Source organism: Gilvimarinus algae (assembly GCF_030518215.1).
GTDB lineage: Bacteria > Pseudomonadota > Gammaproteobacteria > Pseudomonadales > Cellvibrionaceae > Gilvimarinus > Gilvimarinus algae.
Genome location: NZ_JAULRT010000052.1, coordinates 162,565 through 185,322 on the forward strand (window position 1 = coordinate 162,565; position 22,758 = coordinate 185,322).

Sequence of the window (22,758 nt, forward strand, 5' to 3'; positions counted from 1 at the left end):
ATGGTGTCTTATTATCTGCGCCTGGCCTGGCTGAGTGTGAAGAAAACACCGGTGTTGTCCGCACTGATGGTATTGGCGATTGCCATGGGGATTGCCGCTTGCCTTACAACCTTGACCTTATATCAGGTGGTTTCAAGTAACCCGCTTGCCGATAAAAACGCGGTGACCTTTGCCGTGCAGTTGGACAGTTGGGATCCAAACGAAGATTATTGGGCGGTCAACGGGGTGCCCGAGCAGCTGACCTACCAGGATGCCAAAGCGATTTATCGTACGGGCAATGCCGATCAAACCGTGTTGACCTCACGGATCGGGGTGACCGTAGAGGCAACCGATGCCTCTACGCCGCCCAAGGTAGAAGATGCCCGCCTGGCAACGCGTGATTTTTTCTCTGTGTTTGACGTGCCCTTTCGGTACGGTGGCCCCTGGAGTGCGACGGCCGATGCTCATGGCGAGCAGCAGGTGGTGATTTCAACCGCGCTTCAGCATCACTTTTTTGCCGGCGAATACCCGGTTGGTAAAAGCGTGATGGTTGAGGGAGAGGTCTACACCATTGTTGGCGTAATGGATGAACGCTGGACCATGACACCTTCGGTATACGATTTGAACACTGGCGCCTTTAAGGAGCCGCCTCAGTTATTCTTGCCGTTTTTCAACGTCGAGCGACGCCCCTTTGCCAGCTGGGGCAATGTTGTTGGGTGGAAAAACGAAGATGTGCGTTCGCACCAGGACTTTTTGGCGACGGAAATGGCGTGGGTGCAAACTTGGGTGTCGCTGAATACGCCAGAGGCCCGAGCTGAGTTTGAACAGTTTTTGGTGAACTATATCCACAACGAAAAGCAAAAAGGCCGCTTTGAACGACCGCTCAAGTATTACCTGAATACGCCCGAGCAGTGGTTGTCTATTAACGGTGTTGTCAGTCGCGACAACCGTATTCTGGTGTATTTGTCGCTGGCTTTTCTCGCTGTTTGTCTGGTGAATGCTGTGGTGCTTTTACTCGCCAAATTTTTGCGCAAAGCGCCCGAAGCTGGGTTGCGACGCGCCTTGGGGGCAAGCCGCGCGGCGGTGTTTGTTCAGCATTTGGCGGAGGCGGCGGTAATCGGTGCGCTCGGCAGCGCGCTCGGCCTATTGTTGTCTTGGTTTGGTCTGGTGGGGGTAAGAAGTCTTTATAGCCATTATCAGGAGGTCGCGGTGATGAGCGGCTTTACCGTTATCGCGGCCTTGGTGTTCGCCTTGGTGAGCGCCCTGGTGAGCGGCGCTTTACCGGCGTGGCAAGTGTCAAGGTCGCAACCGGCCCGCTATCTCAAAGCCCAATAACAAGAGAAGAAAATTATGATTTTGGATACAGCACCTATTCTAAAAAGTCTATGGCGCAGTAAGGTTGGGCCGCTGTTGATTATCGCGCAGCTGGCCCTGAGCATTGCCATTATCAGTAACGCCGTATTTTTCCTCCAGGGCAGGGTGGATAAGATTCAGCGTGAGACGGGCGCGGATTCGCAGGCGCTGGCCCAAGTCTGGGTTAAAGAGCGACCGGGTGAGCTGCTGCGCCAAGAGATCATCGAGCGTGACCTGGAAAATTTGCGTGCACTGAGTGGGGTGAGAAACGCCGCCGCTATCGGTCAAAGCGTACCTTTTTCCCACTCCGGGGGGAGTTCGGGTTTCTCGCGGTTGCCGGAAGGCGACCCCAAGCGGGTCAGCAAGCCGGCGGCAACCATGCCCGCCGATCATGCGGCAGTGGCCACGCTGGGCCTCACTCTGGTGGAGGGGCGTTCCTTTTTTCCTGAGGAGATAGACTACTACCCGCGCAATCAGCGCCCGGGCACAGCCAGTGCGATTATCACTGAGTCTCTGGCGGAGTTTCTATTTGAGGGGCAAAGCCCCGTGGGGCAGACCGTCTTTCTCGCCGGTGCGGTTCCGCTGACGGTGGTGGGTGTGGTCGAGGATTTTCTCGGCTACTTCCCGGCCACTGACTTTGCCTACGATAATGTGTTGATCAGTGCCATTGAGCTGTCGGAGAAGGTGAACTATGTGGTGCAGGGGGAAGACCCGGCCGGGCTTTTGCCCGGGGTGAGGCAAGCCTTGCAAAACACGGATGCGCGGCGCATCGTAAAAGACGAGCGGACCATGGCCTCGATGATACGCGTGCACTACAGCGATGACTACGCCATGGTTATTTTGCTGTTGTTAGTGATGGTGCTGTTGGTATTTGTCAATACGCTTGGAGTTGTGGGTATTACCACTTTCTGGGTCAATCAGCGTCGCCGGCAGGTCGGCATTCGGCGGGCATTGGGCGCGACACGCTTGGCGATCCTCAGGTACTTCTTAGTGGAAAACGTTATTCTGGTTACTCTGGCTACCTTTGTTGGGGCCTGTCTTGCGCTGATGGCCGGGCACTACTTTACCGCTCACCATGCTATGGCTGCCTTGCCCTGGTGGTACGCGCCCTTTGCCGGCGGTGTGATGTTAATAATGACCCAGGCTGCCGCCTGGTGGCCTTCGCAGAGAGCGGCGCGAGTGCCAGCAAGAGAGGCCATAGCGGGCTGAGGATTTATTGTGCAACGCGTATTAGTGATTGATGATAACCCCGATGTCGGCAAAGCGCTGCAGGTGCTGCTTCGCCTCCACGATATCGACAGCCTGTTTGTTCTAACGCCACAAGCGGGGATGGATGCTCTGCAGCGCGACCCCGATATCGCGCTGGTGATTCAGGATATGAACTTCAGCGAAGACACCACCTCGGGGGCTGAAGGCCGGGAGCTTTTTCATTCGATTCGTCAGCTGCGTCCGGAATTGCCGGTGGTGCTGCTTACCGCCTGGACTCAGCTTGAGGTGGCGGTAGAGCTGGTGAAGCAGGGCGCGGCGGATTACCTCGCCAAGCCTTGGGATGACGTGAAGTTGCTGGCAAACGTGCAGAATTTACTGGAGCTGCAGGCGCTCAGGCAGGCTCAGGCGCGCCAGCGCAGTGCCAGAATTCACTCGCGCGAAACCCTCGCGGCCCATGCCGATCTGTGTGGTCTCGTCTACCAAAGTGACGCCATGCAGGCGCTTGTCACTCTGGCTGTTAAAATCGCCAACACGGATGTGCCTGTGCTGATCACCGGCCCCAATGGTGCAGGCAAGGAGAAAGTCGCGCAGATCGTCCAACGCAATTCCCGGCGACGTCACCAAGCCTTTGTCTGCGTGAACCTTGGGGCTCTGCCAGGTGATCTGCTGGAAGCAGAGCTCTTCGGTGCCGACCCCGGCGCCTATACTGGTTTGAATAAAACGCGCATTGGCCGGTTTGAGGCGGCCGACGGTGGGACGCTTTTTCTCGATGAATTGGCTAACCTATCGGCTGAGGGGCAGGCAAAACTGTTGCGCGTTTTGCAGTGCGGTGAGTTTCAGCGCCTGGGCTCCAGCGAAACCCGGCGGGTGGATGTTAGAGTCATCAGTGCCACCAATGCCGACTTACAGGGCGCTGTCTTCGCTGGTCGTTTTCGCGAGGATCTCTACTACCGGCTCAATGTTATCGAGCTGGCGGTGCCGCCTTTGAGTGAGCGGCGCGAGGATGTTCTGCCGCTGTTGCATCACTTTCTCGGTACTGCGGGCGAGATTGAGCCAGCTTGTGTGCGGGCGCTGCAAGCTTACGAGTGGCCCGGCAATATACGCCAGCTTGAGAATGCCTGTAAAAGAGCGAGCATACTGCGCGCCCAGGGCGATTTTTGTTTGGCGCACTTTGGCATCGACGTGGCCGCCTCAGCGCCGCGGGGACGACCGGTCGTCGAGCCGAGCCGACAAATGATTGAACAGGCTCTCGCGGCTAACGCCTGGGTAATTGCCAAGGCTGCGCGCCAGTTGGGTTTGTCCCGCCAGGCGCTCTACCGTCGTATGGAGCAGTACGATATCGATGCATGGTAATTGGCGTTTTGACACATTGCGACTTCGGCTGTTTGTGGTGGTGGCCGTATCTTTGTTGCTGGCGCTGGCGGCGATGGCCTTGGTGTGGACTCTCAGTAACAGTCTGTTGCTGGCGCTTTTGCTTGGATCGGCGCTCGGTCTGTTACTCGCTTTTGTGTCTGTCGGGGGATTGTCGGCACGACTGAAGCGCGGCCTCGTCGGGCTGGATCATGGATTATTGAACGCGTTGGATACCGACTATAGCGCGAGCATCGGTACCTGCGGTGTTACCGAGATCGATCAAATTGCCAGCCGCTACAACGCCCTGGTCGATACGCTGCGCCGCGAGCGGCAAACGGTTTATCAGCGCGAACTTTTACTCGATACCGTGATAGAGCACTCCGCCATATGCGTGCTGATAGCCGATCAGAACGATCGGGTTATTTTTTCCAATCATTTGGCGCGCCAGTGGCTCAGCGCCGGCTCGGCGATCAATGGCCTGTTGTTGCATGAGGCTCTGGCGCGGGTGCCGAGCTTGAGCCAGGCCATTGCCCAGCGGCAAAATGGCATTGTTTCGCTCGCGCCAGATGCCAGTGCACTCTTTCATCTCAGTTGTGGCAGCTTTGTGCTCAATGCCAGTCGGCACACTTTGGTAATGTTGCGAGAAATGACCCATGTGCTTAACCGGCAGGAGGCCAGTGCCTGGAAGAAAGTCATTCGTGTCATCAGCCACGAGCTGAACAATTCACTCGCCCCCATATCCTCGCTGGCCCATTCGGGCCATCTGATGTTGCAAAAGCGGCAATACGACTCCCTGCCGGAGGTGTTTGTAACTCTGGTGGAAAGGTCCCGGTATCTGGCCGAATTCGTCGGCCGCTACGCGGCAATCGCCAAGCTCCCAGCGCCCAATAAATCTGCCGTGGAGTGGCCGCTTTTTTATCAAAGCCTAAGAGACGGTTACCCTTTTGCCTTGCAAGGGCCACTGCCGTCAGCGCCCGGCTATTTTGATCGTGCTCAAATCCATCAGGTGTTACAAAACCTTTTGAAAAACGCTCAGGAGTCGGGCTCAGCCACCGAGCACATTGAGCTTGAGGTCTACTCGGGAGCTGATGCCTGTCGGTTGAGTGTTCGCGATCGGGGTAGTGGTATGAGCAGTGCTCAGCTGGAACAGGCGCTGCTGCCTTTTTACTCTACTAAGCCCGGTGGCTCGGGCACCGGCTTGTCCTTATGCCGAGAAATCGTCGAGGCCAACGGCGGTACTCTAACCCTCAACAACCGTGAAGAGGGCGGGCTGTCGGTGGTGGTGTATTTGCCGCCTGCGCCGAGAGCCTGAACTTTTAGCCTGACAGCTAAGATGCTCGTCCTGAGCCTCTTAATTGTCGCCCGGTAAAATCTGCGAAATTTGCGAAATCCCTTGATTTTACAGGGCTCGCGCTCGCCTTCGCATCCTGCGCCGCTATTAACCCGACAAGCATAATGGCCGGACTAATAGCTCTAGCTGTGCAGCATGCGTGGGGTTGTGCTTGCTCTCATTGCATGATATCGTACTAGTACATGAATACAGAAGAGAAGCACCTACAAGATCTGATCGCCTATCTGCTTAAGGCTGATAGCCCTACCAGCTTGCGCCGCGTGCTGGAAGGGCTGCTTACGCCAGCAGAGTTGCACGCTATTTCGCAGAGGCTTCAGATAACCCGAATGCTCAAAGCCGGTTTTTCGCAAAGAGAAGTGGCCAAGAAGCTCGGGGTAGGTATTGCCACTGTGACTCGCGGATCGCGCGCTCTCCAGGCTGGCAAGTTACAAGATCTCTAGCTTTGCGTACCCATAGGCCGATTTATGACCAAGCCCGATAAGATTTCCATTCCTCGCAAGCCAAGCTATGTGACTTTGGCGACCGAGTGCGATTTTTTTGAGTTGTTTAAAAAAATTGAAAAGCACTACAGCACCTGCTTTTTTCTCGAGTCTCTGGGAGAGGAGAGTCATATCTCCCGCTACTCGCTGATAGGCTTTGACCCGGTACAGATTTTCTCCGCCCGGGATAAGGCGCTGACCATTACCGAGCGCGATGGTACTGCCCACAGTTACCCAAGCGACAACCCTTACTATTTGCTGCGCGATATTGTTCCGCAGGATATTATTTCCCGCGGTTACGCTGGCGGGCTTACCGGCTATATCGGCTACGACTGTATGAACTACTTCGAGCCGACCATGAATATCCAGTCGAGTCAATACTTTGATGCTTTCAAGTTTGGACTGTACAAAGACGGCTTGATTCTCGACAAGATGACTAACGAGATTTTCTATTTCTTTTATGACGAGAATCGCGAGGCGCTGGTAAAGGATCTCATCGCTCAACCCTATGGCGGAGATGGTGAGCTGGCAATTGTCCCGCTGGGGGACACCATGAGTCGCGACGGCCATGCAGCAGCGGTGGAAAAAGTTAAAAAAGACATTATTGACGGCAAGGTGTTTCAGTGTGAGGTCGGCTTTAAAACCTTGTTCAAGGTTCATGGAGACACCGTGCGGGTGTATGAAGCCATGCGCGAAGTGAACCCCTCGCCGCAGATGTACTACATCAAGTTTGGCGATGAGAAAATCATAGGTGCCAGCCCGGAGCTGCTGTTTCGACTGCGCCAGGGTGAAATGGAAACCTACCCGCTGGCCGGCACCACCACTCGTGGCGCCACTGAAGCGGAAGATAAAATGCTCGCTCGCACCCTGCTCAACGATCCCAAGGAGATTGCCGAGCACAATATGATTGTGGACTTGCACCGCAATGATATTGGCCGGGTCGCCCAGTTTGGTACGGTCAAGGTGCGCAGCCTGATGGATATCAAGCGCTTTAGCCATGTGCAGCACATATCCAGTGAGATTGTCGGCATTATGGCGGATTCGGAGGATATGTTCTCTGCTCTGGCGAGTAACTTCCCTGCGGGGACGCTTACCGGGGCTCCAAAAATTGAAGCCATGAAGATCATTGATGATCTCGAGCCCGATGGCAGGGGCCCCTATGGCGGCGCGGTTGGGCACTTTTCCTTCAATGGGGATTGTACTTTTGCCATTCCCATTCGTACCCTGTTTGTCAATGGTGAGCACGGTTATGTGCAAACCTGCGGCGGCAATGTCTATGACTCAAACGCCGCCGATGAGTATCAGGAAATTCAACGTAAATTTGCCGGCACCAAAAAGGTGTTGGATCGTTTCAAGCCGGCGTAAGGAGTGTGGCAGTGAAGGTTTTAATTATCGATAACTACGACTCCTTTACCTATAACCTCTATCAGTACATGGGTGAAATTCTGACCGCGGAGAAGGCCCGGGGACAGATGGGGGACTTCACCATTGTGGTGAAACGCAACAACCAGATTACCCTGGACGACATCAAGGTTATGGCGCCGGATCGTATTATCATTTCACCCGGCCCTGGCTCGCCAGACGACAAAGCCTACTTCGGGGTGTGTGCCGAGGTGATTCTGGAGCTTGGTAAATTCATTCCCTTACTCGGGGTTTGTCTGGGTATGCAAGGCATTACCCATGTTTTCGGCGGCAAAGTGGTCAAGGCGGGGCTGCCGGTTCATGGCAAAACCAGTCCGATCTATCACGACAATCAAGGTGTATTTGCCAATGTGCCGCAATCGCTGGATATTATGCGTTACCACTCGCTGGTGGCGGACCCCTTGAGCCTGCCCGAGTGCCTGGAGCTGACGGCCGTGGTGGCTGAGCCGGGCATCCGGGATTTGGCTGACGCCCTTGAGAGCGGTGCGCCTATGGAGATTATGGGCGTTCGCCACAAACAGTACCCGATTGAGGGGATCCAGTTTCACCCCGAGTCTTTTGCCACTGAAGGCGGCAAGGACTTGCTGCGCAATTTTTTGTTTTCTTAGCGGAGAAACGGTTAGTGCCGCAAGGCATCGATTGGTTTGTTATGGTCGCTTCTTGGGGCTGCGATGGGTAGAGGGTCATTCTTCGAGCGGCTCGTATAAAATTCAGCGATGGCCTTTGCCGCGGTTTTTATCCTGTGGTCTCAGTGTTTTTTTAGCGCCTCGACCAAAGGCTGAAAAATGTTGTGACAAGAAGGTGCTTTTGTGCTCCCCCGGTCAGTAGTGGTTGGCTGGGTGGCTGTGTTATCCCTGGCGCCTGCACAATCGAGAATGAGAGAGACACCATGACCTCCATAAAAACGTGCTACGACGCCCATGAAGGCGTGTATAAACGCGCTAAACAGAGGGGGGCGGAGCCCCCGTGGGGCATTGCAGATGAAAATCGCGAGTTTATCGAGCATTGCCGAGAGCACCTGCGGTGGCGCGATGCACAGGGTTTGCTTTCAGAGCGTGTATTGGAGTTAGGGTGCGGAACGGGGGTGAACTTGTTGGCGATCTATCGTCCGGGAATGCGTATTACAGGAGTCGATATCAGCGCAACAGCGATCCAGTGGGCCATTGAGGCGGCAGAAACGTCTGGTGTTCCAGCGTGCTACAGAACGGGCAATGTGCTCGATGCGAGCTTCGTAGAGGAAGGTGCGTACGATCTTGTGCTCGATGGACACTGCTGGCACTGCATCATTGGTGAGAGGGATAGAGAGTCATTTCTGGCTAACGCCTACCGGGCTCTAAAGTCCGGAGGGTCACTGGTGATGGAAACGATGGTGGCACCTGTTTGCTATGCTATAAAGCCCTATGCTGATGAGCAGGGGAGGGTCGTTCATAACGGTATTGCGGCCCGGCAAATTCTGCCTTTAGAAGAGATTCTCGCGTCTCTCAATCGGCGCGGCTTTGAAGGGCTGTCGCACCGCCTCATGTCCGGCGTTGACGCTCAGGATCAGACCTCCGCTATCATCGAGGCAATTAAACGGTAGAGGTCTTCGTCTTGGCAAATAGGTAACAGTGGCGGAGTGAGTCCGCCACTTGTGGTTGCTAGAGCTTAGTAAACGCCGCGAATATGGATAGCCACTTCTTTTTGATAAAACTCCCGCAGCTCATCGTGCAGTGATTGCGGCAGGGTTTCCAGCTCGCTTACTTTGGCGTTTTCCAACACCTGTTCGGGCCGGCTGGCGCCGGGGATAATGGTGGTAACGGCCGGGTGGTCGAGTATCCAGCGCATGGCCATTTGCGCTGTGGTGTAGCCTTCCGGTGTCATGGCCTTGATGGACGCCGCCAGTTGCACGCCTTTTTCGAAGGGGATTCCGGCAAAGGTTTCACCGACGTTGAAGGCCGCTCCGTCTTTGTTGAAATTTCTGTGATCGCATTTGTCAAACTCGGTGCCGGCGCTGAACTTGCCGCTCAGCAAGCCGCTGGCCAGTGGCAGGCGGGCGATGATGCCGATGTCTTTTTCATCAGCGAGGGGAAGCAGTTCGTCCACCAGCTTTTGACGGAAAATATTGAAAATGACTTGCAGTGAGCTCAGGTCGTCCTGCTCGGCGCAGATCAGCGCTTCTTCAACGGTCTCAACACTGGCACCAAAAAAGCGAATGTGCTTTTCCTGCTGCACGGTGCGCAGCCAGTCAAAGATTTCACCGCGCTGCATGACCTCGGTGGGAATGCAGTGCAGCTGGATCAGGTCAATGCTATCGGTTTGCAGTCGGTCTTGGGCGCGTTTTAGGCTGTCGCGCAGATCTGTGAGTGAGTAGCCGTCGGGGTAGCTGCCGCCGCCGCGGCCGTATTTGGTGGCGATAAGGGGCTTGGGAGAAGTTTTGCTCAGGTGCTCACCGACAAAGCGCTCGCTGGCGCCATCGCCGTAGACATCGGCGGTATCAAAAAAGTTAATGCCGGCGTCAAGGGCGGCTGCAAAAATGCCGTCAATAGCGCTGTTGTCGATGGGTCCGAAGTCGCCGCCGAGCTGCCAACAGCCGAGGCCAACCTCGCTGATTTTGAATCCGGTGTTACCGAGGGTACGGGTTTTCATGGGTTCTCCTATTGCGTAAGTCGCTGCTCTATGTCAGCTGGTTCAAGTGGCGTAATGCTAGCAGAACCCCTGCCGGATATCAGTCCGTTAACATTCCTTGATCAACTGCGAGCCCGCTTGCCGGAAGTGCGTTGTTGCGCTTGTATGGTGCTCGTGCTACATTTTGGTCTCGACTGCTACATTTGTAGTAACATGGTTTCATTGGTCGCAGGAGGTGTCGTGAAAAAGTTATGCGTGACGGTGTTGTTATGTATGTGTGGGGGCTGGGTGCTTGCGGATGCGGTGCCTTACAGCATCGACAGGACTTTTACCCATACCATTGAGTCCAGTATTAATGGTAAGCAATATGAGCTGTACGTTAGGGTGCCGAGGTCCTACGCCAGCTCGGATAAGCGTTATCCCTTGGCCGTATTGAATGACACCGGCTGGGCATTTCCAACGGTTTGTGGGGTTCTGCAGCTGCTTACCGTGAAAGATATGCAGGAAATTGTCGCCGTCGGCATATCTTATTCAGCTGGGGATGCCGGTGGTACCAGCCGAACCCGGGATTACACACCTACCTTTGCGCCTGATGAAACGTCGTTTCACTCGTTGGAAGCCAAGCAGGTGTCCGGCAGAGCGGTTGATTACATCGCTTTTATTGAAAAAGATGTACTGCCCTTTTTGGTCAGTCACTATCGTTTGGATATGGACAATAAAGCGCTCATTGGGCACTCATTTGGTGGGCTTTTGGGGGCTTATATTTTGCTTACCAAGCCTTCTCTTTTTGAGCATTATATCGTTGGTAGTCCGTCGCTTTGGTATGACGATAAAGTCATGTTCGATTTAGAGCGTGAGTATGCAAAAAAGACTAACGTGATGCCGGGCAATGTTTATATGTATGTGGGCGAAAAGGAAAATACTAAAGTGCACACTATGGTGGATGACCTTAAAAACTACGAGCGTCAATTGCGCCAGCGTCAATATCAAGGGTTGTCGCTGAGTGTCGATGTTGTTCCGGGTGCATCACATCACAGTGCATTTCCCCACTTGTTAACGGATGCGTTACCCAAAGTTTTTCCGCTGAACTGATTCGCTGGAGCTGACCATGAAGTTTTTATTGTTATTGCTGCTGGGGTTATTAAGCCATACCGTTCAGGCTGGAAGAATAGCAATCAGTTTCGATGATTCCCCCACCGAGGACAGCCACTATCTGCAAGGCGAGCAGCGCACAGAACAGCTAATACAGGCGCTAAAGCAGGCGGGTGTTGAGCAGGCTATATTTTTTGCCAATACGGTGCGTGTGGATGAGGCTGGTGAGCGGCGGTTGCGTGCACTTGCCGAGTCCGGGCACCTGATCGCTAACCACAGCCACAGTCATCAATCGGCGGGTAAACTGTCGGTGGATGAGTATATGGTAGAGGTTGAGACTGCCCACCAGGTGTTGAGTAAGCTGCCAGGTTTTGCGCCGTTTCATCGTTTTCCTTATCTAAACCGAGGTGAGGATGCCAGTAAAATCGTGCAATTGAACCATCGCCTGGGTGAAATGGGGTATAAAGATGGCTATGTAACGGTAGATAATTACGATTTTTATATTAGCCATTTGTTTGATAAGGCAGTTGCCGCCAAGCAGCCGGTTGATATGGAAAAGTTGGAGGCTTTGTACGTCGAAACGCTGTGGCAGGCAATACAGTTTTATGATGGCTTGGCGCTGGAGTATCTAGGGCGTTCCCCCAACCACGTATTGCTTCTTCACGAGAATGACGCGGCCGCTTTGTTTGTCGAAGCATTAATTGACAAAATACGTGCGGAGGGCTGGGAGATAATTCCAGCAATGCAGGCGTATAATGACCCTATGGCTGATTGGTTCGATCCACAGGGTTCGCATGGGCAGGGAAGAGTCGCAGCAATAGCCCATCAAAAAGGTGCTTCACAGGAGCGTATTCGCCACAGTATGGAAAGTACCACCAGGCTGGATCAGGCCTTTGCGAAAACCCTTAAAGAAAGTCAGTCATTACCTTAGTCGGGAGTGTGTGTGAACGAATTGCCAGAGTTGTCTAAATCAGAACACGATGTATTGAATGTGTTGTGGGCGCAAGGTGAGATGAGCGTAAGAGAGGTTCATGACCTTCTTGCGGCAGATGGCGCCCGTGCTTACACCACTACCAAAACGGTGATGGACCGCATGTTGCAAAAGCAACTGTTGGAACGCGACAGTTTTCATGGCGTCTTTTTGTATCGTGCGGCGATTAATCGGCCGCGTGGACTTGCGAGGCTTGTACACAACTTTGCCAAGCGTGTTTTGGAAGTCGATAACGTCTCGGTTGTGTCATTGTTTTCGGGCTCAAAAAAAATATCAAAAGCAGAGCTGTCTGAGCTGGAAGATTTGCTGCAGAAGTTAGATGACGAAGAGGGTGCACCCCAATGACAGCATTGGCTGAGTTTTTGGCGGGCCTTACCTCGGATTTATTATTGCAGTGGCAAGTGGCCTCTATTTGGTTTGTCATTTTATGTCCGGTTGCATTTGTTGCTCAGCGGCGCTTGCCTGGCTTGGCGGCAGGGCTGTGCTGGTTGGTGCTGCTGCGCGCACTGGTGCCTGTCGGTGTCGTGCCTGCGCTCTGGTGGAGCTGGCATGATACGACGGCGCACTGGTCAGTTTTGCCGCCGTTGTCACCAATAGCCGCTCCTTTAGGTTTTGACGGTCCGGGGGCAAGTGTTCAGCAGTGGTTGGCGATTGCAATGGGGTTGTTTTTGTTTCTTGCTTGGCTGTTGGCATCCATATTTTTGTTTTGGCAGTATCAACGCGAGCGTTACCGCCTGCACAGAGTCGCCTATAAGTCTTTGGATTGTTCGTCGGTCTGGGTGGCTGAAACATTTGCGCAGCTAAAAACTAAGTTGAACGTTAAAAGCGCGCGCTTGGTTGTGACGGACACTGCCGATTACGCCTATACCATTGGCAGCTATCGACCAGTGGTGGTGTTGCCTGCCTCTATGCTGAATATTCAAGCCGGTTTGGTGGAGGCCGTGCTGGCCCATGAATTGACGCACGTTAAACGGCGCGATGATTTTAAACTGCTCTGTCTCAACTATATGCGCATAGCCTGTTGTTATTTTCCGCCGCTATGGTTTTGTGCGCGCTTGATTGTGCAGTGCAATGAAAAGCAGTGCGATAGGGCCGTTATCTGGCAGTCCGGCATTGATAGAAAACGTTATGCCCGCAGCTTATTTGCTGCGGCGCAATTGCAGGCGCTGGGCTCTTCTGCGGTGATGCAGTTGTCGCCCGGTCAATTGCTGGCGGAGCGTGTGCAATCAATCTATGAGCCTGGGGCGTTAACCGTGCGCAGTGTTTGGCCGGTAAGAGTGTTTATTGCCACGGTATTATTTACGCTTTTTCCCGCGCATGCAGGAATGGCTGGCAGCTCTTCAGTTGTGGGGTTGATCAGTCCGGTGCCAAATGCCCGGCTGTCGTCCGGGTATGGCGAGCGTTCGAACCCGTTTGTAGCGGGCGAGGTCGGCTTTCATCACGGTGTCGACCTAGCGGCGCCGCAAGGTCAGCCAGTGCTGTCCGCGGGTACCGGGCGGGTCATTGAGGTCGGTTACAACGATGCCAGGGGGCATTATGTTGTGGTTGGGCATGCGGCTGGCTTAGCGGCCAGTTACTCGCACTTACTGGATACCGCGGTAGAGCTGGGCGATACGGTGCTGCAGGGGCAGCGTCTGGGGGCGGTTGGGGAGTCAGGCCGCGCAACAGGGCCCCATCTGCATTTTGAGCTAGTTCAGGCCGGACAAGCAGTAAACCCGGCAGATTACATAAACTTCGGTCGCAGCGACGGTTAGCGAATTACTCTGTCAGGCAGTTGGGGTCAAATTCATAGCCGCCTGCTAACCATTCGCACACCTCCTTGGCGATCGGGGCTCGGTTCTGCCATGAGCGATAGATTTCCATAAGGTCGAGCTTTTCGGTCTCGCTCATATCGCTAAGCTTTACACGAGCAAAGTTTGGCGCATCCGTTGCGAGCTGGGCCGCTAGCTGCTGCGGGTACAGGTCATTAAAAATTTCTGCTGTGGCGGCCTCACGGGCATAATGTTTCTGAGTAACCGCACGCCCCAATCCCGCCAGGGCGGGAAACGATGCAGCAAACTGATTCATCGGGTTGGCGGCGATGCCGCTTATCAGGTTGGTAATCTGGGCGCGATCGTCCTCTGGTGCCGCCAAATACAAATGCTGTGACCGCACGGCGCCGTCATTAACGGGGTAGTTGTCCCATAAAAAGGGTTGGCGGCCCAGTAAGTCTGTGACTTCCAGTAAATGATCGCGAGGGTAGTGCTCGCTGCATACCTTAGGACCGGTCCAGAACACATCGATAGTTGGGTCCAGCTGGCGCCCTAAGTCTTGCAGATAGTTTGCCGGCGCTTTGCCGAAGACTTTTTCCAGTACCGGATCGGTTGAGTAGTAAGTCGGGCAGAGAATGATCTTGCGGGCGTTGCTCAGCTCGGCCGAACGGCAGGCCAATTGAGCCTGCCGTTCGGCCAGTTGCGGCATGTCGCCACGCATGTCATCAAACAGCAGGGCCAGGTAATCCAGATTGAGCTTGTTGAGCTCGCGAATTTTTCGGTCCAGCGCCTGTGTCTCTGCCTCGCCGGTAGCGCTGCACAAATCGAGCGGGCTGAGGCCTACGCCAAAGTCGATGTGGTGATCAGAGTAGGTGGCGCGGGTTTGCTTCAGCTCTTGCCATTCTTGCGGCGGATGGTTGCTGCGCCATTGGCTGCGCAAATAGCGGTCGGCTTTGGGGGCATAGAGGTAAAAGGTGAGCCGATTGTCGCCGAGGAACGCCGCCAGCTCGCGCCGCTCCTGCCAGCGCCAGGTGCGGCCAAAAAAACCTTCAATAACGCCGGCTGGAAGTGTGTTGTGAGTATTCATGGAGGCCATCATATAGTACTTGCTCGCTGTGGCGATAGTGGACCGCCTGAGGCGCGTGTTTTTGCTACCTCAAGTTAGCTTTTTCAATATTATCAACGACCTGCGTTTGTATGATGGGTGAGTGTGGATAGCCTTGCGTCGTCTTGTCAGATTGACACAAAGGGGCTGTGTGCCTATGATAGCCGCCTTTTTGCACCGCACTGCATCTGTGTTGCGTCTCCTTGCTTTTGCCACGGTTTCGAGCGTTTGAGCGCACCACATTGGCGCGCCTACCTGACTGGCGTGGTTGCGGGCGGTGTATGACTTAAACCAGTACTGTAGAAGGATGCGGAGTAACTCATGCCCAGCCGTACCGAATTGACTGCCTGGCAGACCCTCCAGGCGCATGCGAGCGAGATGAGCAAGCGTCACATGAGTGACCTGTTCGACGAAGATGACCTTCGATTTGCCAAGTTTTCCCTCCAATCGCCCAACATTCTGCTCGATTACTCCAAAAACCTGATCACCGAAGACACCCGTACCAAGCTGCTGGATCTGGCTGAGGCCTGTGAGGTCGACAGCTACCGCGACAAGATGTTTGCCGGTGAGAAAATCAACCGCACCGAAGATCGGGCGGTGCTTCACGTTGCCCTGCGCGACCAGTCGGGTGAGCCGCTGGAAGTCGATGGCGAAGATGTACGCTCGCAAGTCAAGCACGAGCTGGAGCGTATCAAGTCTCTGGTGTCCCAGGTGCGCGGCGGTGACTGGCGCGGTTACACCGGTAAGGAAATGACCGATATCGTCAGTATCGGTATTGGCGGCTCCAACCTTGGTCCGCTGATGGTGACTGAGGCACTGTCTGCCTACAGCGATGGCCAGCTCAATGTTCACTATGTATCCAATGTAGATGGCTTTCAGATTGCCGACACCCTGCGCGATCTGGACCCTGAGACCACGCTGTTTGTCGTAGCCTCGAAGACCTTCACCACTCTTGAGACTATGACCAACGCGAGCTCCGCCGAGGCCTGGTTTTTGGATAAAGCCAAAGACAAGAGCTTTATCAACCGCCACTTTATCGCTGTGTCTTCCAACCGCGCCAAGGCCATGGAGTTTGGCGTGGCCGAAGAAAACATCTTCGATATGTGGGACTGGGTAGGCGGGCGTTTCTCTCTCTGGTCGGCGATAGGCCTGCCCATTGCCTTGAACCTTGGCTTTGAAGTGTTCCAGGAGCTGCTCGAAGGCGCCTTCGAGATGGATCAGCACTTCCGCACAGCGCCGCTGGCGAAAAATGCGCCGGTGATGCTGGCTTTGATGGGGATCTGGAACAACAACTTCCTCGGCCGCAAGGCTCATGCGCTCTTACCTTATGACCAGTGCCTGCACCGCTTGCCAGCTTATATGCAGCAGGCCGAGATGGAGAGTAACGGTAAAAGTGTTAACTGGGCGGGTGAGCGTATCGATTACTCCAGTGTCCCATTGATTTGGGGCGAGGTGGGTATCAACGGCCAGCACGCTTTCTATCAGTGCCTGCACCAGGGCACCCAAATTGTGCCGGCTGATTTTATCGGGTCGGTCGAGCCCTCGCTGGCAGTAAAAGGTCACCACGATGCCCTGATGGCCAACTTTTTCGCTCAGTCCGAGGCACTGATGCGCGGTATTAACGCCGAGCAGGTGCGCGAGGAGCTGGCCGCCAAGGGTATGAGTGAGGAGCGGATTGAAGAAATCGTGCCGCACAAGGTGCACGAGGGTAATCGCCCGTCCAATACCCTATTGATGCAAAAAGTCGATGCCCGCTCGCTGGGTTCGTTGATTGCTCTCTATGAGCATAAAATCTTCGTGCAGGGCATTATCTGGCAGGTGCACTCCTTCGATCAGTGGGGTGTGGAGCTGGGCAAGGTGCTGGCCAAGGGGATTCAGGACGAACTGGCGCCCGACGCCGAGCTGGACGCCAAGCATGATGCCTCAACCCGCAATCTGATAGAATATTACAAGAACGCCCGGCCCTAAGGCCGGCTGGCCCCGCATGGCGGGTGCCAACAGGGGCTTAGCGCCCACCGGACGATACCGCGGCCCTGGCCGGGCCGGGGTGTCGTTTTGTTGTTTTTAAGACGATTTACTACAGAGCGCTAAAGCGCCGGGCCTCACAAGAGCATATCTGCCGGGTGGCCAGCCACGTACGCCGTGGATGAGAAGAGAGTGACACATTACAGCCACACAAGCGGCTTACAGTGGGCAAGCCCACCAGCCGTCGTCTGTATTTCTGAGCATACTGGATCAGTGGTAACGAAATGACCGATAGCAAGATCGCTGCAATTACCGACCGAATTATCGAAAAAAGCCGCGCGACGCGCGAGGCTTACCTGGCCAAAGTCGAGCGCGGACGCTCCAATGGCCCGGCGCGTAAGCGCCTGTCCTGCGGCAACCTGGCGCACGGCTTCGCCGCTTGCGGCGCCTCCGACAAGGAGGCCTTGGCCGAGGGCGACGCGCCCAATTTGGGCATCGTCTCGGCCTACAATGAAATGTTGTCGGCGCACGAGCCTTACCACACCTACCCGGACCTGATTAAAAAAGCGGCACATTCCGTTGGCATGACCGCTCAGTTTGCCGGCGGCGTACCCGCCATGTGCGATGGTGTGACCCAGGGGCGCGATGGCATGGACCTGTCGCTGTTTTCCCGCGATGTGATCGCCATGGCCACGGCCATTGCGCTATCGCACGATATGTTCGACGGCGCCATGTGCCTGGGTATTTGCGACAAGATTGTCCCCGGTTTGACCATTGGCGCGCTGTCGTTTGGCCAGTTGCCCATTATCTTTATCCCCGCCGGCCCCATGACCCCAGGCCTGCCCAACGCCGAGAAAGTGCGCGTACGCCAGCTGTTTGCCGAGGGCAAGGTCGGTCGTAAGGAGCTGCTTGAGGCCGAGAGTGCCTCCTACCACAGTGCCGGTACTTGCACTTTCTACGGCACGGCTAACTCCAACCAGATGCTGATGGAGATTATGGGGCTGCACCTGCCGGGCAGTTCTTTTATCAATCCCGGCACGCCGCTGCGCGATGCCCTGACCGAAGCTGCCGTTAAACAGCTGGCAAGCATTACCAGCCACGGCAATTACACGCCCATGGCCGAAGTGGTGGATGAGAAATCGGTGGTCAACGGAATGGTCGGCCTGCTGGCCACCGGCGGTTCTACCAACCATGCCATTCACTTGATGGCGATGGCTCGTGCAGCCGGAGTGGTAGTGGATTGGCAGGACTTGTCTGACCTCTCAGACGCAGTGCCTTTGATGTGCCGGATTTACCCCAACGGTCTTGCCGACATCAACCGCTTTCAGGCGGTGGGCGGCATGGGCTTTTTGATGCGAGAGCTGCGCGATGCCGGCATTTTGCACGATGACGTCAAAACCGTAATGGGCAGTGGCGGTCTTGAGCCTTACACCAAAGAGCCCTTCCTGGATAACGACAAGCTGGTATGGCGCGACGCCCCTAAAGAGAGCCTGGACGATGGCGTGCTGCGTCCTGCCAAGTGTGCGTTCAGCGCTACAGGGGGCATGAAGCTTCTCACTGGCAACCTCGGTCGCTGCGTGATCAAAGTTTCTGCCGTGAAACCTGAATATCGCAAGGTCAAGGCCCCGGCGATCGTTTTCCACACGCAGGAAGACCTCCAAAAAGCGTTTAAGGCCGGCGAGCTGGATAAGGATTTTGTCGCGGTGGTGCGCTTTCAGGGCCCCAAAGCCTGTGGCATGCCCGAACTGCACAAACTGACGCCGCCGCTCGGTGTGTTGCAAGATCGCGGCTTTAAAGTGGCGCTGGTGACCGATGGTCGCATGTCGGGCGCTTCGGGCAAGATACCTGCAGCCATTCACCTGACGCCCGAAGCACTGGACAAGGGGCCGATCGGCCTGGTGCGCGATGGCGATATCGTCGAGGTGGACGCCGACAATGGGGTGTTGCAACTGCACGTGGATGACGCAGAGCTCAAGGCGCGTGAGCACGCCGAGTTTGACCTCTCACCCAGCCACGAGGGCATGGGTCGAGAGCTGTTCGCGCCACTGCGCCAGACCGTTGGGTCGGCGGAAGAGGGCGCTACCGTATTTCGCTGGTAAGTGCGGTTATAACGAATTACAAACGAGTGGGATTTATTAATGCAGAAGCCATTTGATTTTGTCATTTTTGGGGGCGCGGGCGATCTGGCATTGCGCAAGCTGATTCCGGCTTGGTACCGCGCCTACCGCGAGGGCCAAATGCCCAAGGGTTCGCGTATCTTCGGTACCGTTCGTAAAACCGAGCAGGCCGAGAATTACCTGGAGATTGTTCGCGAGGCGGCCTACGGCTACCTGCGTGATGACGAAATTGACAACGCCACCTGGAAAGAGTTTGAAGCCTGCCTGCACGGCGTGTTCATCAATATCACCGAGTTAGACGACCACTGGGCGGCATTGGCAAAAACTCTGGACGAGGGTAACGAAGAGCGCATTTTTTACATGGCGACACCGCCAGCGGTTTTCTCTCAGTGCTGTAAGAACATTCACGACTCGGGCATGATCAGCCCCAGCTCGCGAGTGGTTGTCGAAAAGCCTCTCGGTTACGACGCCAAATCGGCCGAAGCTATCAACGCTGAAATTGCCCAGTACTTTGAAGAAAATGCGATCTTCCGCATCGATCACTATCTGGGTAAAGAGACTGTGCAAAACCTGCTGGCGCTGCGCTTTACCAACTGTATCTTTGAACACCTCTGGGATTCGAAATCCATCGATCACGTTGAGATCAGTATTTCAGAGACTGTGGGTCTAGAGGGTCGCGCCAGCTTTTACGACGATGCCGGTGCGCTGCGCGACATGGTGCAGAACCATTTGATGCAGCTGCTGTGCTTGGTGGCCATGGAGCCACCGAGCAAACTCAACGCCGATAGCATCCGCACCGAAAAGCTTAAAGTGCTCGACGCTTTGCGCCCGCTGGTGGGCGACGATGTCGCACGCAACACGGTGCGCGGTCAGTACGTGGCCGGCGAAGTGGGCGGTAAGCAGGTGCCCGGATACCTGGATGAGTTGGGCAAAGACAGTAACACGGAAACCTTTGTGGCTATTCGTGCACACATTGATAACTGGCGTTGGTCCAATGTGCCGTTTTATCTGCGCACCGGTAAGCGCTTAAAGCAGCGCTGCGCCGAGATCATCATCCAGTACAAGACGGTGACTCACCATATCTATCCCGAGTCGGCCGGTAATATGATTCCTAATCGCTTGGTGATTCAGCTGCAACCCGATGAGCGGGTGCAGATGATCGTGACTTCCAACAACCTGGAAAAGCACGAAGCCGAATTGGTGCCAAGTGTGTTGAGTTTGAATCTAACGGACAAGTACGAAAAGTTTTATTCGGATGCCTACAAGCGCCTGATGCTCGATTCGGCCGCCAACAACCCTGCGCTGTTTATTCATCGCAACGAGGTCGACGCTGCCTGGCAGTGGATTGATCCCATTATCGAAGCCTGGCAGCGCCCGGAAAACAAGCCTCAGCCGTATCCGGCCGGTAGCTGGGGACCCAAGGCCTCGGAAGATTTGCTCAAGTGCGATGGCCGCAACTGGTTTAACGTCGGTGAAAATATTACGGAGGAGAGCTGATGTCCATCGAAGAGCGTTTTTTTGATTCGCGCGAGCAGATGATTGATGCGGTCTTTGAGCACAGCATTGAAGCGTTGCGTGAGGCCATTGAAACCCGTGAGGCGGCCAGCTTTTTGGTCTCTGGGGGTAGCTCTCCGGCGCCTATTTACAAGCGCCTTTCTGAAGCCGAGCTGGATTGGGACAAAATCAAAGTGGCTCTGGTGGACGAGCGTTGGGTGGACTTTGACCACGACAAAAGCAACGAAGCGTTTATTGTAAAGACGCTGCTGCAAAACAACGCGGCCAACGCCAAGCTGATCGGCATGAAAAATACTTCAGCCACTGCCTCTTATGGACTGGCTCAGTGTGAAGCGGCCTACCACACATTGGCGTCACCCTTCGATGTCACGGTGTTGGGTATGGGGCCGGACGGTCACACAGCCTCGCTGTTTCCCCACGCCAAAGGGTTGACCGAAGCGCTTGAAACCAAAAATTTGTGCAGTGCCATCAGCGCTATCAAAAGCGAAGTGACGGGCGATTGTACAGAGCGGATGACGCTGTCTTTGGCGGGCATTGTCAACTCGCGGCACTTACTGCTGCTGATTTCCGGTGATGAGAAGCTGGCCACTTATCGCGAGGCTCTGGCCGGAGACGATGTGGCCGAAATGCCGGTGCGTGCGGTGCTGAAACAGCATGACGTGCCGGTCACTGTGTATTGGGCTCCTTGAGAGCAAAACCCTACAGACTGCGAGGACGATTAAGTGGGTCTAGGTATAGATGAAATTGTAAAAGTCGCACCGGTAGTGCCGGTGATGGTAATTGACAGTCTGGAAGACGCCGTTCCTCTGGCGCAGGCGCTCTACAACGGTGGCCTCAAGGTACTTGAAATTACCCTGCGCACGCCGGTCGCTCTGGATGCCATCAAAGCCATGGTCGAGGCTCTGCCCGAGGATGCGGTGATCGGTTCCGGTACCGTGATTACCCCGAAGGATCTGGAAAACTCGGTAGCCGCTGGCGCGAAGTTTATGGTTAGCCCGGGCACCACCCCGGAGTTGATTGAAGCGGCCAAGCAGTGTCCCGTGCCGCTCCTGCCTGGTATTGCAACCCCGTCCGAAGCGATGAATTTGCTCGCTCACGGCTTTACCCATATGAAATTCTTCCCGGCGGAAGCGGCGGGCGGCGTGAATATGGTCAAGTCGATTGGCGGGCCTTTGCCGCAGATTACCTTTTGCCCGACCGGCGGTATTAACCTGGACAAAGCACCTACCTACCTGGCGCTGCCGAACGTGGCTTGCGTCGGTGGTACCTGGATGGCACCGAAAAACCTGATTGCGGAGAAAAAGTGGGACGAGATTGAAACCCTTGCACGCCAGGCGGCCAGTCTCGAGCGTTAATTCGAGACACTTCGGCCCGGGTGTCGCTGCCTCTGTGGATGGCACCCTAACTTTATTGAATTGATGAACTGCCCGTGGGCAGCGAAAATTTACAGGAGAGAAACACATGACGATTAAAGTAGCGATTAACGGTTACGGACGCATTGGCCGCAATGTGCTGCGCGCACTCTATGAATCCGGCTATCGTGACCGCATCCAAGTGGTCGCGGTAAACGACTTGGGTGATGCCAACCTGAACGCCCACCTGACCAAGTACGATTCGGTGCACGGGCGTTTCCCGGGCGAGGTATCCGTTAATGGCGACAAGATGATTGTCAACGGCGACGAAATCCTGATTACCGCCGAGCGCAACCCGGCCGATCTGCCATGGGGCAAATTGGGTGTGGATGTGGTCTACGAGTGCACTGGTATTTTCACCAGTCGCGAGAAAGCCAAGTCGCACCTGGAAGCCGGCGCCAAGAAAGTGATTATTTCTGCCCCGGGCACCGACGTGGATGCGACCGTGGTCTATGGTGTGAACCACGACACCCTGAAAGCGTCCGACGAAATTATCTCTAACGCCTCGTGCACCACTAACTGCTTGGCGCCAGTGGCGAAGGTTTTGAACGATAAGTTCGGTATTGAGCAGGGCTCAATGACTACTATCCACGCTTACACCAACGATCAACACCTGAGTGATGTTTTCCACAAAGACATTTATCGTGCTCGCTCGGCGACCCAGTCCATGATCCCTACCTCTACTGGTGCCGCCCGTGCGGTTGGTCTGGTGCTGCCGGAGCTGAACGGCAAGCTGGATGGCATGTCGGTGCGTGTGCCGACCATCAACGTTTCTCTGGTGGATCTGAACGTCTTGCTTCAGCAGGACGTCACGGTCGAGCAAATCAACGATGCCATGAAAGAAGCCGCCGAAAAAGACATGCCAGGCGTTCTCGTGTACAACGACGAGCCGCTGGTGTCTATCGACTTCAACCACAACCCGGCTTCATCCAACTTTGACTCCAAGCAGACCAAAGTGATGGGCAGCCGCTGGGTGAAAATCATGTCCTGGTATGACAACGAGTGGGGTTTCTCCAACCGTATGCTGGACAACACCATCGCACTGATGAACGCCAAGTAA

Annotated in this window: 20 protein-coding genes; 18 read left to right on the plus strand and 2 right to left on the minus strand. The window is 55.1% G+C overall.

Annotated features, from left to right (window positions below):
* From QWI16_RS08180 to QWI16_RS08215, 8 genes are all read left to right on the plus strand, one after another.
* Positions 1-1,314, plus strand: a complete 1,314-nt coding sequence (locus QWI16_RS08180) for an ABC transporter permease (protein WP_302712311.1) — start codon at positions 1-3, stop codon at positions 1,312-1,314.
* Between the two features lie 15 nt (positions 1,315-1,329).
* Complete coding sequence (locus tag QWI16_RS08185) at positions 1,330-2,541, plus strand: ABC transporter permease (RefSeq protein ID WP_302712312.1); 1,212 nt, start codon at positions 1,330-1,332, stop codon at positions 2,539-2,541.
* 9 nt (positions 2,542-2,550) lie between these two features.
* The gene (locus QWI16_RS08190; protein WP_302712313.1) at positions 2,551-3,894 is read left to right on the plus strand and encodes a sigma-54-dependent transcriptional regulator; all 1,344 of its coding nucleotides are present in this window, start codon (positions 2,551-2,553) and stop codon (positions 3,892-3,894) included.
* On the plus strand, positions 3,884-5,206 hold the full coding sequence (locus QWI16_RS08195; protein ID WP_302712314.1) for a sensor histidine kinase: 1,323 nt from the start codon (positions 3,884-3,886) through the stop codon (positions 5,204-5,206). The genes QWI16_RS08190 and QWI16_RS08195 overlap by 11 nt, the downstream gene beginning before the upstream one ends.
* 221 nt (positions 5,207-5,427) lie before the next feature.
* Positions 5,428-5,685 (plus strand): Trp family transcriptional regulator, encoded by a 258-nt coding sequence (locus tag QWI16_RS08200; RefSeq protein WP_302712315.1) that lies wholly within the window; start codon positions 5,428-5,430, stop codon positions 5,683-5,685.
* A 24-nt stretch (positions 5,686-5,709) separates the two neighbouring features.
* On the plus strand, positions 5,710-7,089 hold the full coding sequence (locus QWI16_RS08205) for an anthranilate synthase component I family protein (protein WP_302712316.1): 1,380 nt from the start codon (positions 5,710-5,712) through the stop codon (positions 7,087-7,089).
* An 11-nt stretch (positions 7,090-7,100) separates the two neighbouring features.
* Entirely contained in the window at positions 7,101-7,754 is a 654-nt protein-coding gene (locus QWI16_RS08210; protein ID WP_302712317.1) for an anthranilate synthase component II, read from the plus strand.
* Between the two features lie 281 nt (positions 7,755-8,035).
* The gene (locus tag QWI16_RS08215) at positions 8,036-8,725 is read left to right on the plus strand and encodes a class I SAM-dependent methyltransferase (RefSeq protein WP_302712318.1); all 690 of its coding nucleotides are present in this window, start codon (positions 8,036-8,038) and stop codon (positions 8,723-8,725) included.
* 65 nt (positions 8,726-8,790) lie between these two features.
* On the opposite strand, the gene QWI16_RS08220 is transcribed toward QWI16_RS08215, so the two are convergent.
* Complete coding sequence (locus tag QWI16_RS08220; RefSeq protein WP_302712319.1) at positions 8,791-9,771, minus strand: aldo/keto reductase; 981 nt, start codon at positions 9,769-9,771, stop codon at positions 8,791-8,793.
* A 219-nt stretch (positions 9,772-9,990) separates the two neighbouring features.
* Here QWI16_RS08220 and QWI16_RS08225 point away from each other — a divergent pair, with 219 nt between their 5' ends.
* The 4 genes from QWI16_RS08225 to QWI16_RS08240 are packed head-to-tail and all read left to right on the plus strand — an operon-like array spanning position 9,991 to position 13,587.
* Positions 9,991-10,842, plus strand: coding sequence for an alpha/beta hydrolase (locus tag QWI16_RS08225; protein WP_302712320.1), 852 nt, complete (start codon positions 9,991-9,993; stop codon positions 10,840-10,842).
* Between the two features lie 16 nt (positions 10,843-10,858).
* Entirely contained in the window at positions 10,859-11,773 is a 915-nt protein-coding gene (locus QWI16_RS08230) for a polysaccharide deacetylase family protein (protein ID WP_302712321.1), read from the plus strand.
* 12 nt (positions 11,774-11,785) lie between these two features.
* Positions 11,786-12,178 (plus strand): BlaI/MecI/CopY family transcriptional regulator, encoded by a 393-nt coding sequence (locus tag QWI16_RS08235; RefSeq protein WP_302712322.1) that lies wholly within the window; start codon positions 11,786-11,788, stop codon positions 12,176-12,178.
* A complete protein-coding gene (locus tag QWI16_RS08240) occupies positions 12,175-13,587 on the plus strand; it encodes a M23/M56 family metallopeptidase (RefSeq protein ID WP_302712323.1) in 1,413 nt (470 codons plus the stop codon). The genes QWI16_RS08235 and QWI16_RS08240 overlap by 4 nt, the downstream gene beginning before the upstream one ends.
* Before the next feature lie 4 nt (positions 13,588-13,591).
* Here QWI16_RS08240 and QWI16_RS08245 read toward each other — a convergent pair whose 3' ends face one another.
* Positions 13,592-14,671 carry a beta-N-acetylglucosaminidase domain-containing protein gene (locus QWI16_RS08245; protein ID WP_302712324.1) on the minus strand — a complete coding sequence of 360 codons (1,080 nt, stop codon included), beginning with the start codon at positions 14,669-14,671 and terminating at the stop codon, positions 13,592-13,594.
* Between the two features lie 339 nt (positions 14,672-15,010).
* On the opposite strand from QWI16_RS08245, the gene pgi reads away from it, so the two are divergent.
* The 6 genes from pgi to gap all read left to right on the plus strand — a co-directional run bounded on the left by pgi (position 15,011) and on the right by gap (position 22,758).
* A complete protein-coding gene (gene pgi / locus QWI16_RS08250) occupies positions 15,011-16,657 on the plus strand; it encodes a glucose-6-phosphate isomerase (RefSeq protein ID WP_302712325.1) in 1,647 nt (548 codons plus the stop codon).
* A gap of 281 nt (positions 16,658-16,938) precedes the next feature.
* Complete coding sequence (edd, locus tag QWI16_RS08255) at positions 16,939-18,753, plus strand: phosphogluconate dehydratase (protein ID WP_302712326.1); 1,815 nt, start codon at positions 16,939-16,941, stop codon at positions 18,751-18,753.
* A gap of 39 nt (positions 18,754-18,792) precedes the next feature.
* On the plus strand, positions 18,793-20,268 hold the full coding sequence (zwf, locus tag QWI16_RS08260; RefSeq protein WP_302712327.1) for a glucose-6-phosphate dehydrogenase: 1,476 nt from the start codon (positions 18,793-18,795) through the stop codon (positions 20,266-20,268).
* Positions 20,268-20,975 (plus strand): 6-phosphogluconolactonase, encoded by a 708-nt coding sequence (gene pgl, locus QWI16_RS08265; protein WP_302712328.1) that lies wholly within the window; start codon positions 20,268-20,270, stop codon positions 20,973-20,975. Before zwf ends, pgl begins: the two co-directional genes overlap by 1 nt.
* A 33-nt stretch (positions 20,976-21,008) precedes the next feature.
* Positions 21,009-21,641 carry a bifunctional 4-hydroxy-2-oxoglutarate aldolase/2-dehydro-3-deoxy-phosphogluconate aldolase gene (locus QWI16_RS08270; RefSeq protein ID WP_302712329.1) on the plus strand — a complete coding sequence of 211 codons (633 nt, stop codon included), beginning with the start codon at positions 21,009-21,011 and terminating at the stop codon, positions 21,639-21,641.
* Between the two features lie 106 nt (positions 21,642-21,747).
* Positions 21,748-22,758 carry a type I glyceraldehyde-3-phosphate dehydrogenase gene (gene gap, locus QWI16_RS08275; RefSeq protein ID WP_302712330.1) on the plus strand — a complete coding sequence of 337 codons (1,011 nt, stop codon included), beginning with the start codon at positions 21,748-21,750 and terminating at the stop codon, positions 22,756-22,758.

What these genes read in the sequence shown, in the direction of transcription:
- pgl (WP_302712328.1), top strand. Translation starts at nt 20,268, where the DNA reads ATGTCCATCGAAGAGCGTTTTTTTGATTCGCGCGAGCAGATGATTGAT.
- edd (WP_302712326.1), top strand. Translation starts at nt 16,939, where the DNA reads ATGACCGATAGCAAGATCGCTGCAATTACCGACCGAATTATCGAAAAA.
- gap (WP_302712330.1), top strand. Translation starts at nt 21,748, where the DNA reads ATGACGATTAAAGTAGCGATTAACGGTTACGGACGCATTGGCCGCAAT.
- QWI16_RS08215 (WP_302712318.1), top strand. Translation starts at nt 8,036, where the DNA reads ATGACCTCCATAAAAACGTGCTACGACGCCCATGAAGGCGTGTATAAA.
- QWI16_RS08200 (WP_302712315.1), top strand. Translation starts at nt 5,428, where the DNA reads ATGAATACAGAAGAGAAGCACCTACAAGATCTGATCGCCTATCTGCTT.
- QWI16_RS08205 (WP_302712316.1), top strand. Translation starts at nt 5,710, where the DNA reads ATGACCAAGCCCGATAAGATTTCCATTCCTCGCAAGCCAAGCTATGTG.
- QWI16_RS08245 (WP_302712324.1), bottom strand. Translation starts at nt 14,671, where the DNA reads ATGAATACTCACAACACACTTCCAGCCGGCGTTATTGAAGGTTTTTTT.
- QWI16_RS08220 (WP_302712319.1), bottom strand. Translation starts at nt 9,771, where the DNA reads ATGAAAACCCGTACCCTCGGTAACACCGGATTCAAAATCAGCGAGGTT.
- pgi (WP_302712325.1), top strand. Translation starts at nt 15,011, where the DNA reads ATGCCCAGCCGTACCGAATTGACTGCCTGGCAGACCCTCCAGGCGCAT.
- QWI16_RS08185 (WP_302712312.1), top strand. Translation starts at nt 1,330, where the DNA reads ATGATTTTGGATACAGCACCTATTCTAAAAAGTCTATGGCGCAGTAAG.
- QWI16_RS08180 (WP_302712311.1), top strand. Translation starts at nt 1, where the DNA reads ATGGTGTCTTATTATCTGCGCCTGGCCTGGCTGAGTGTGAAGAAAACA.
- zwf (WP_302712327.1), top strand. Translation starts at nt 18,793, where the DNA reads ATGCAGAAGCCATTTGATTTTGTCATTTTTGGGGGCGCGGGCGATCTG.
- QWI16_RS08240 (WP_302712323.1), top strand. Translation starts at nt 12,175, where the DNA reads ATGACAGCATTGGCTGAGTTTTTGGCGGGCCTTACCTCGGATTTATTA.
- QWI16_RS08230 (WP_302712321.1), top strand. Translation starts at nt 10,859, where the DNA reads ATGAAGTTTTTATTGTTATTGCTGCTGGGGTTATTAAGCCATACCGTT.
- QWI16_RS08195 (WP_302712314.1), top strand. Translation starts at nt 3,884, where the DNA reads ATGCATGGTAATTGGCGTTTTGACACATTGCGACTTCGGCTGTTTGTG.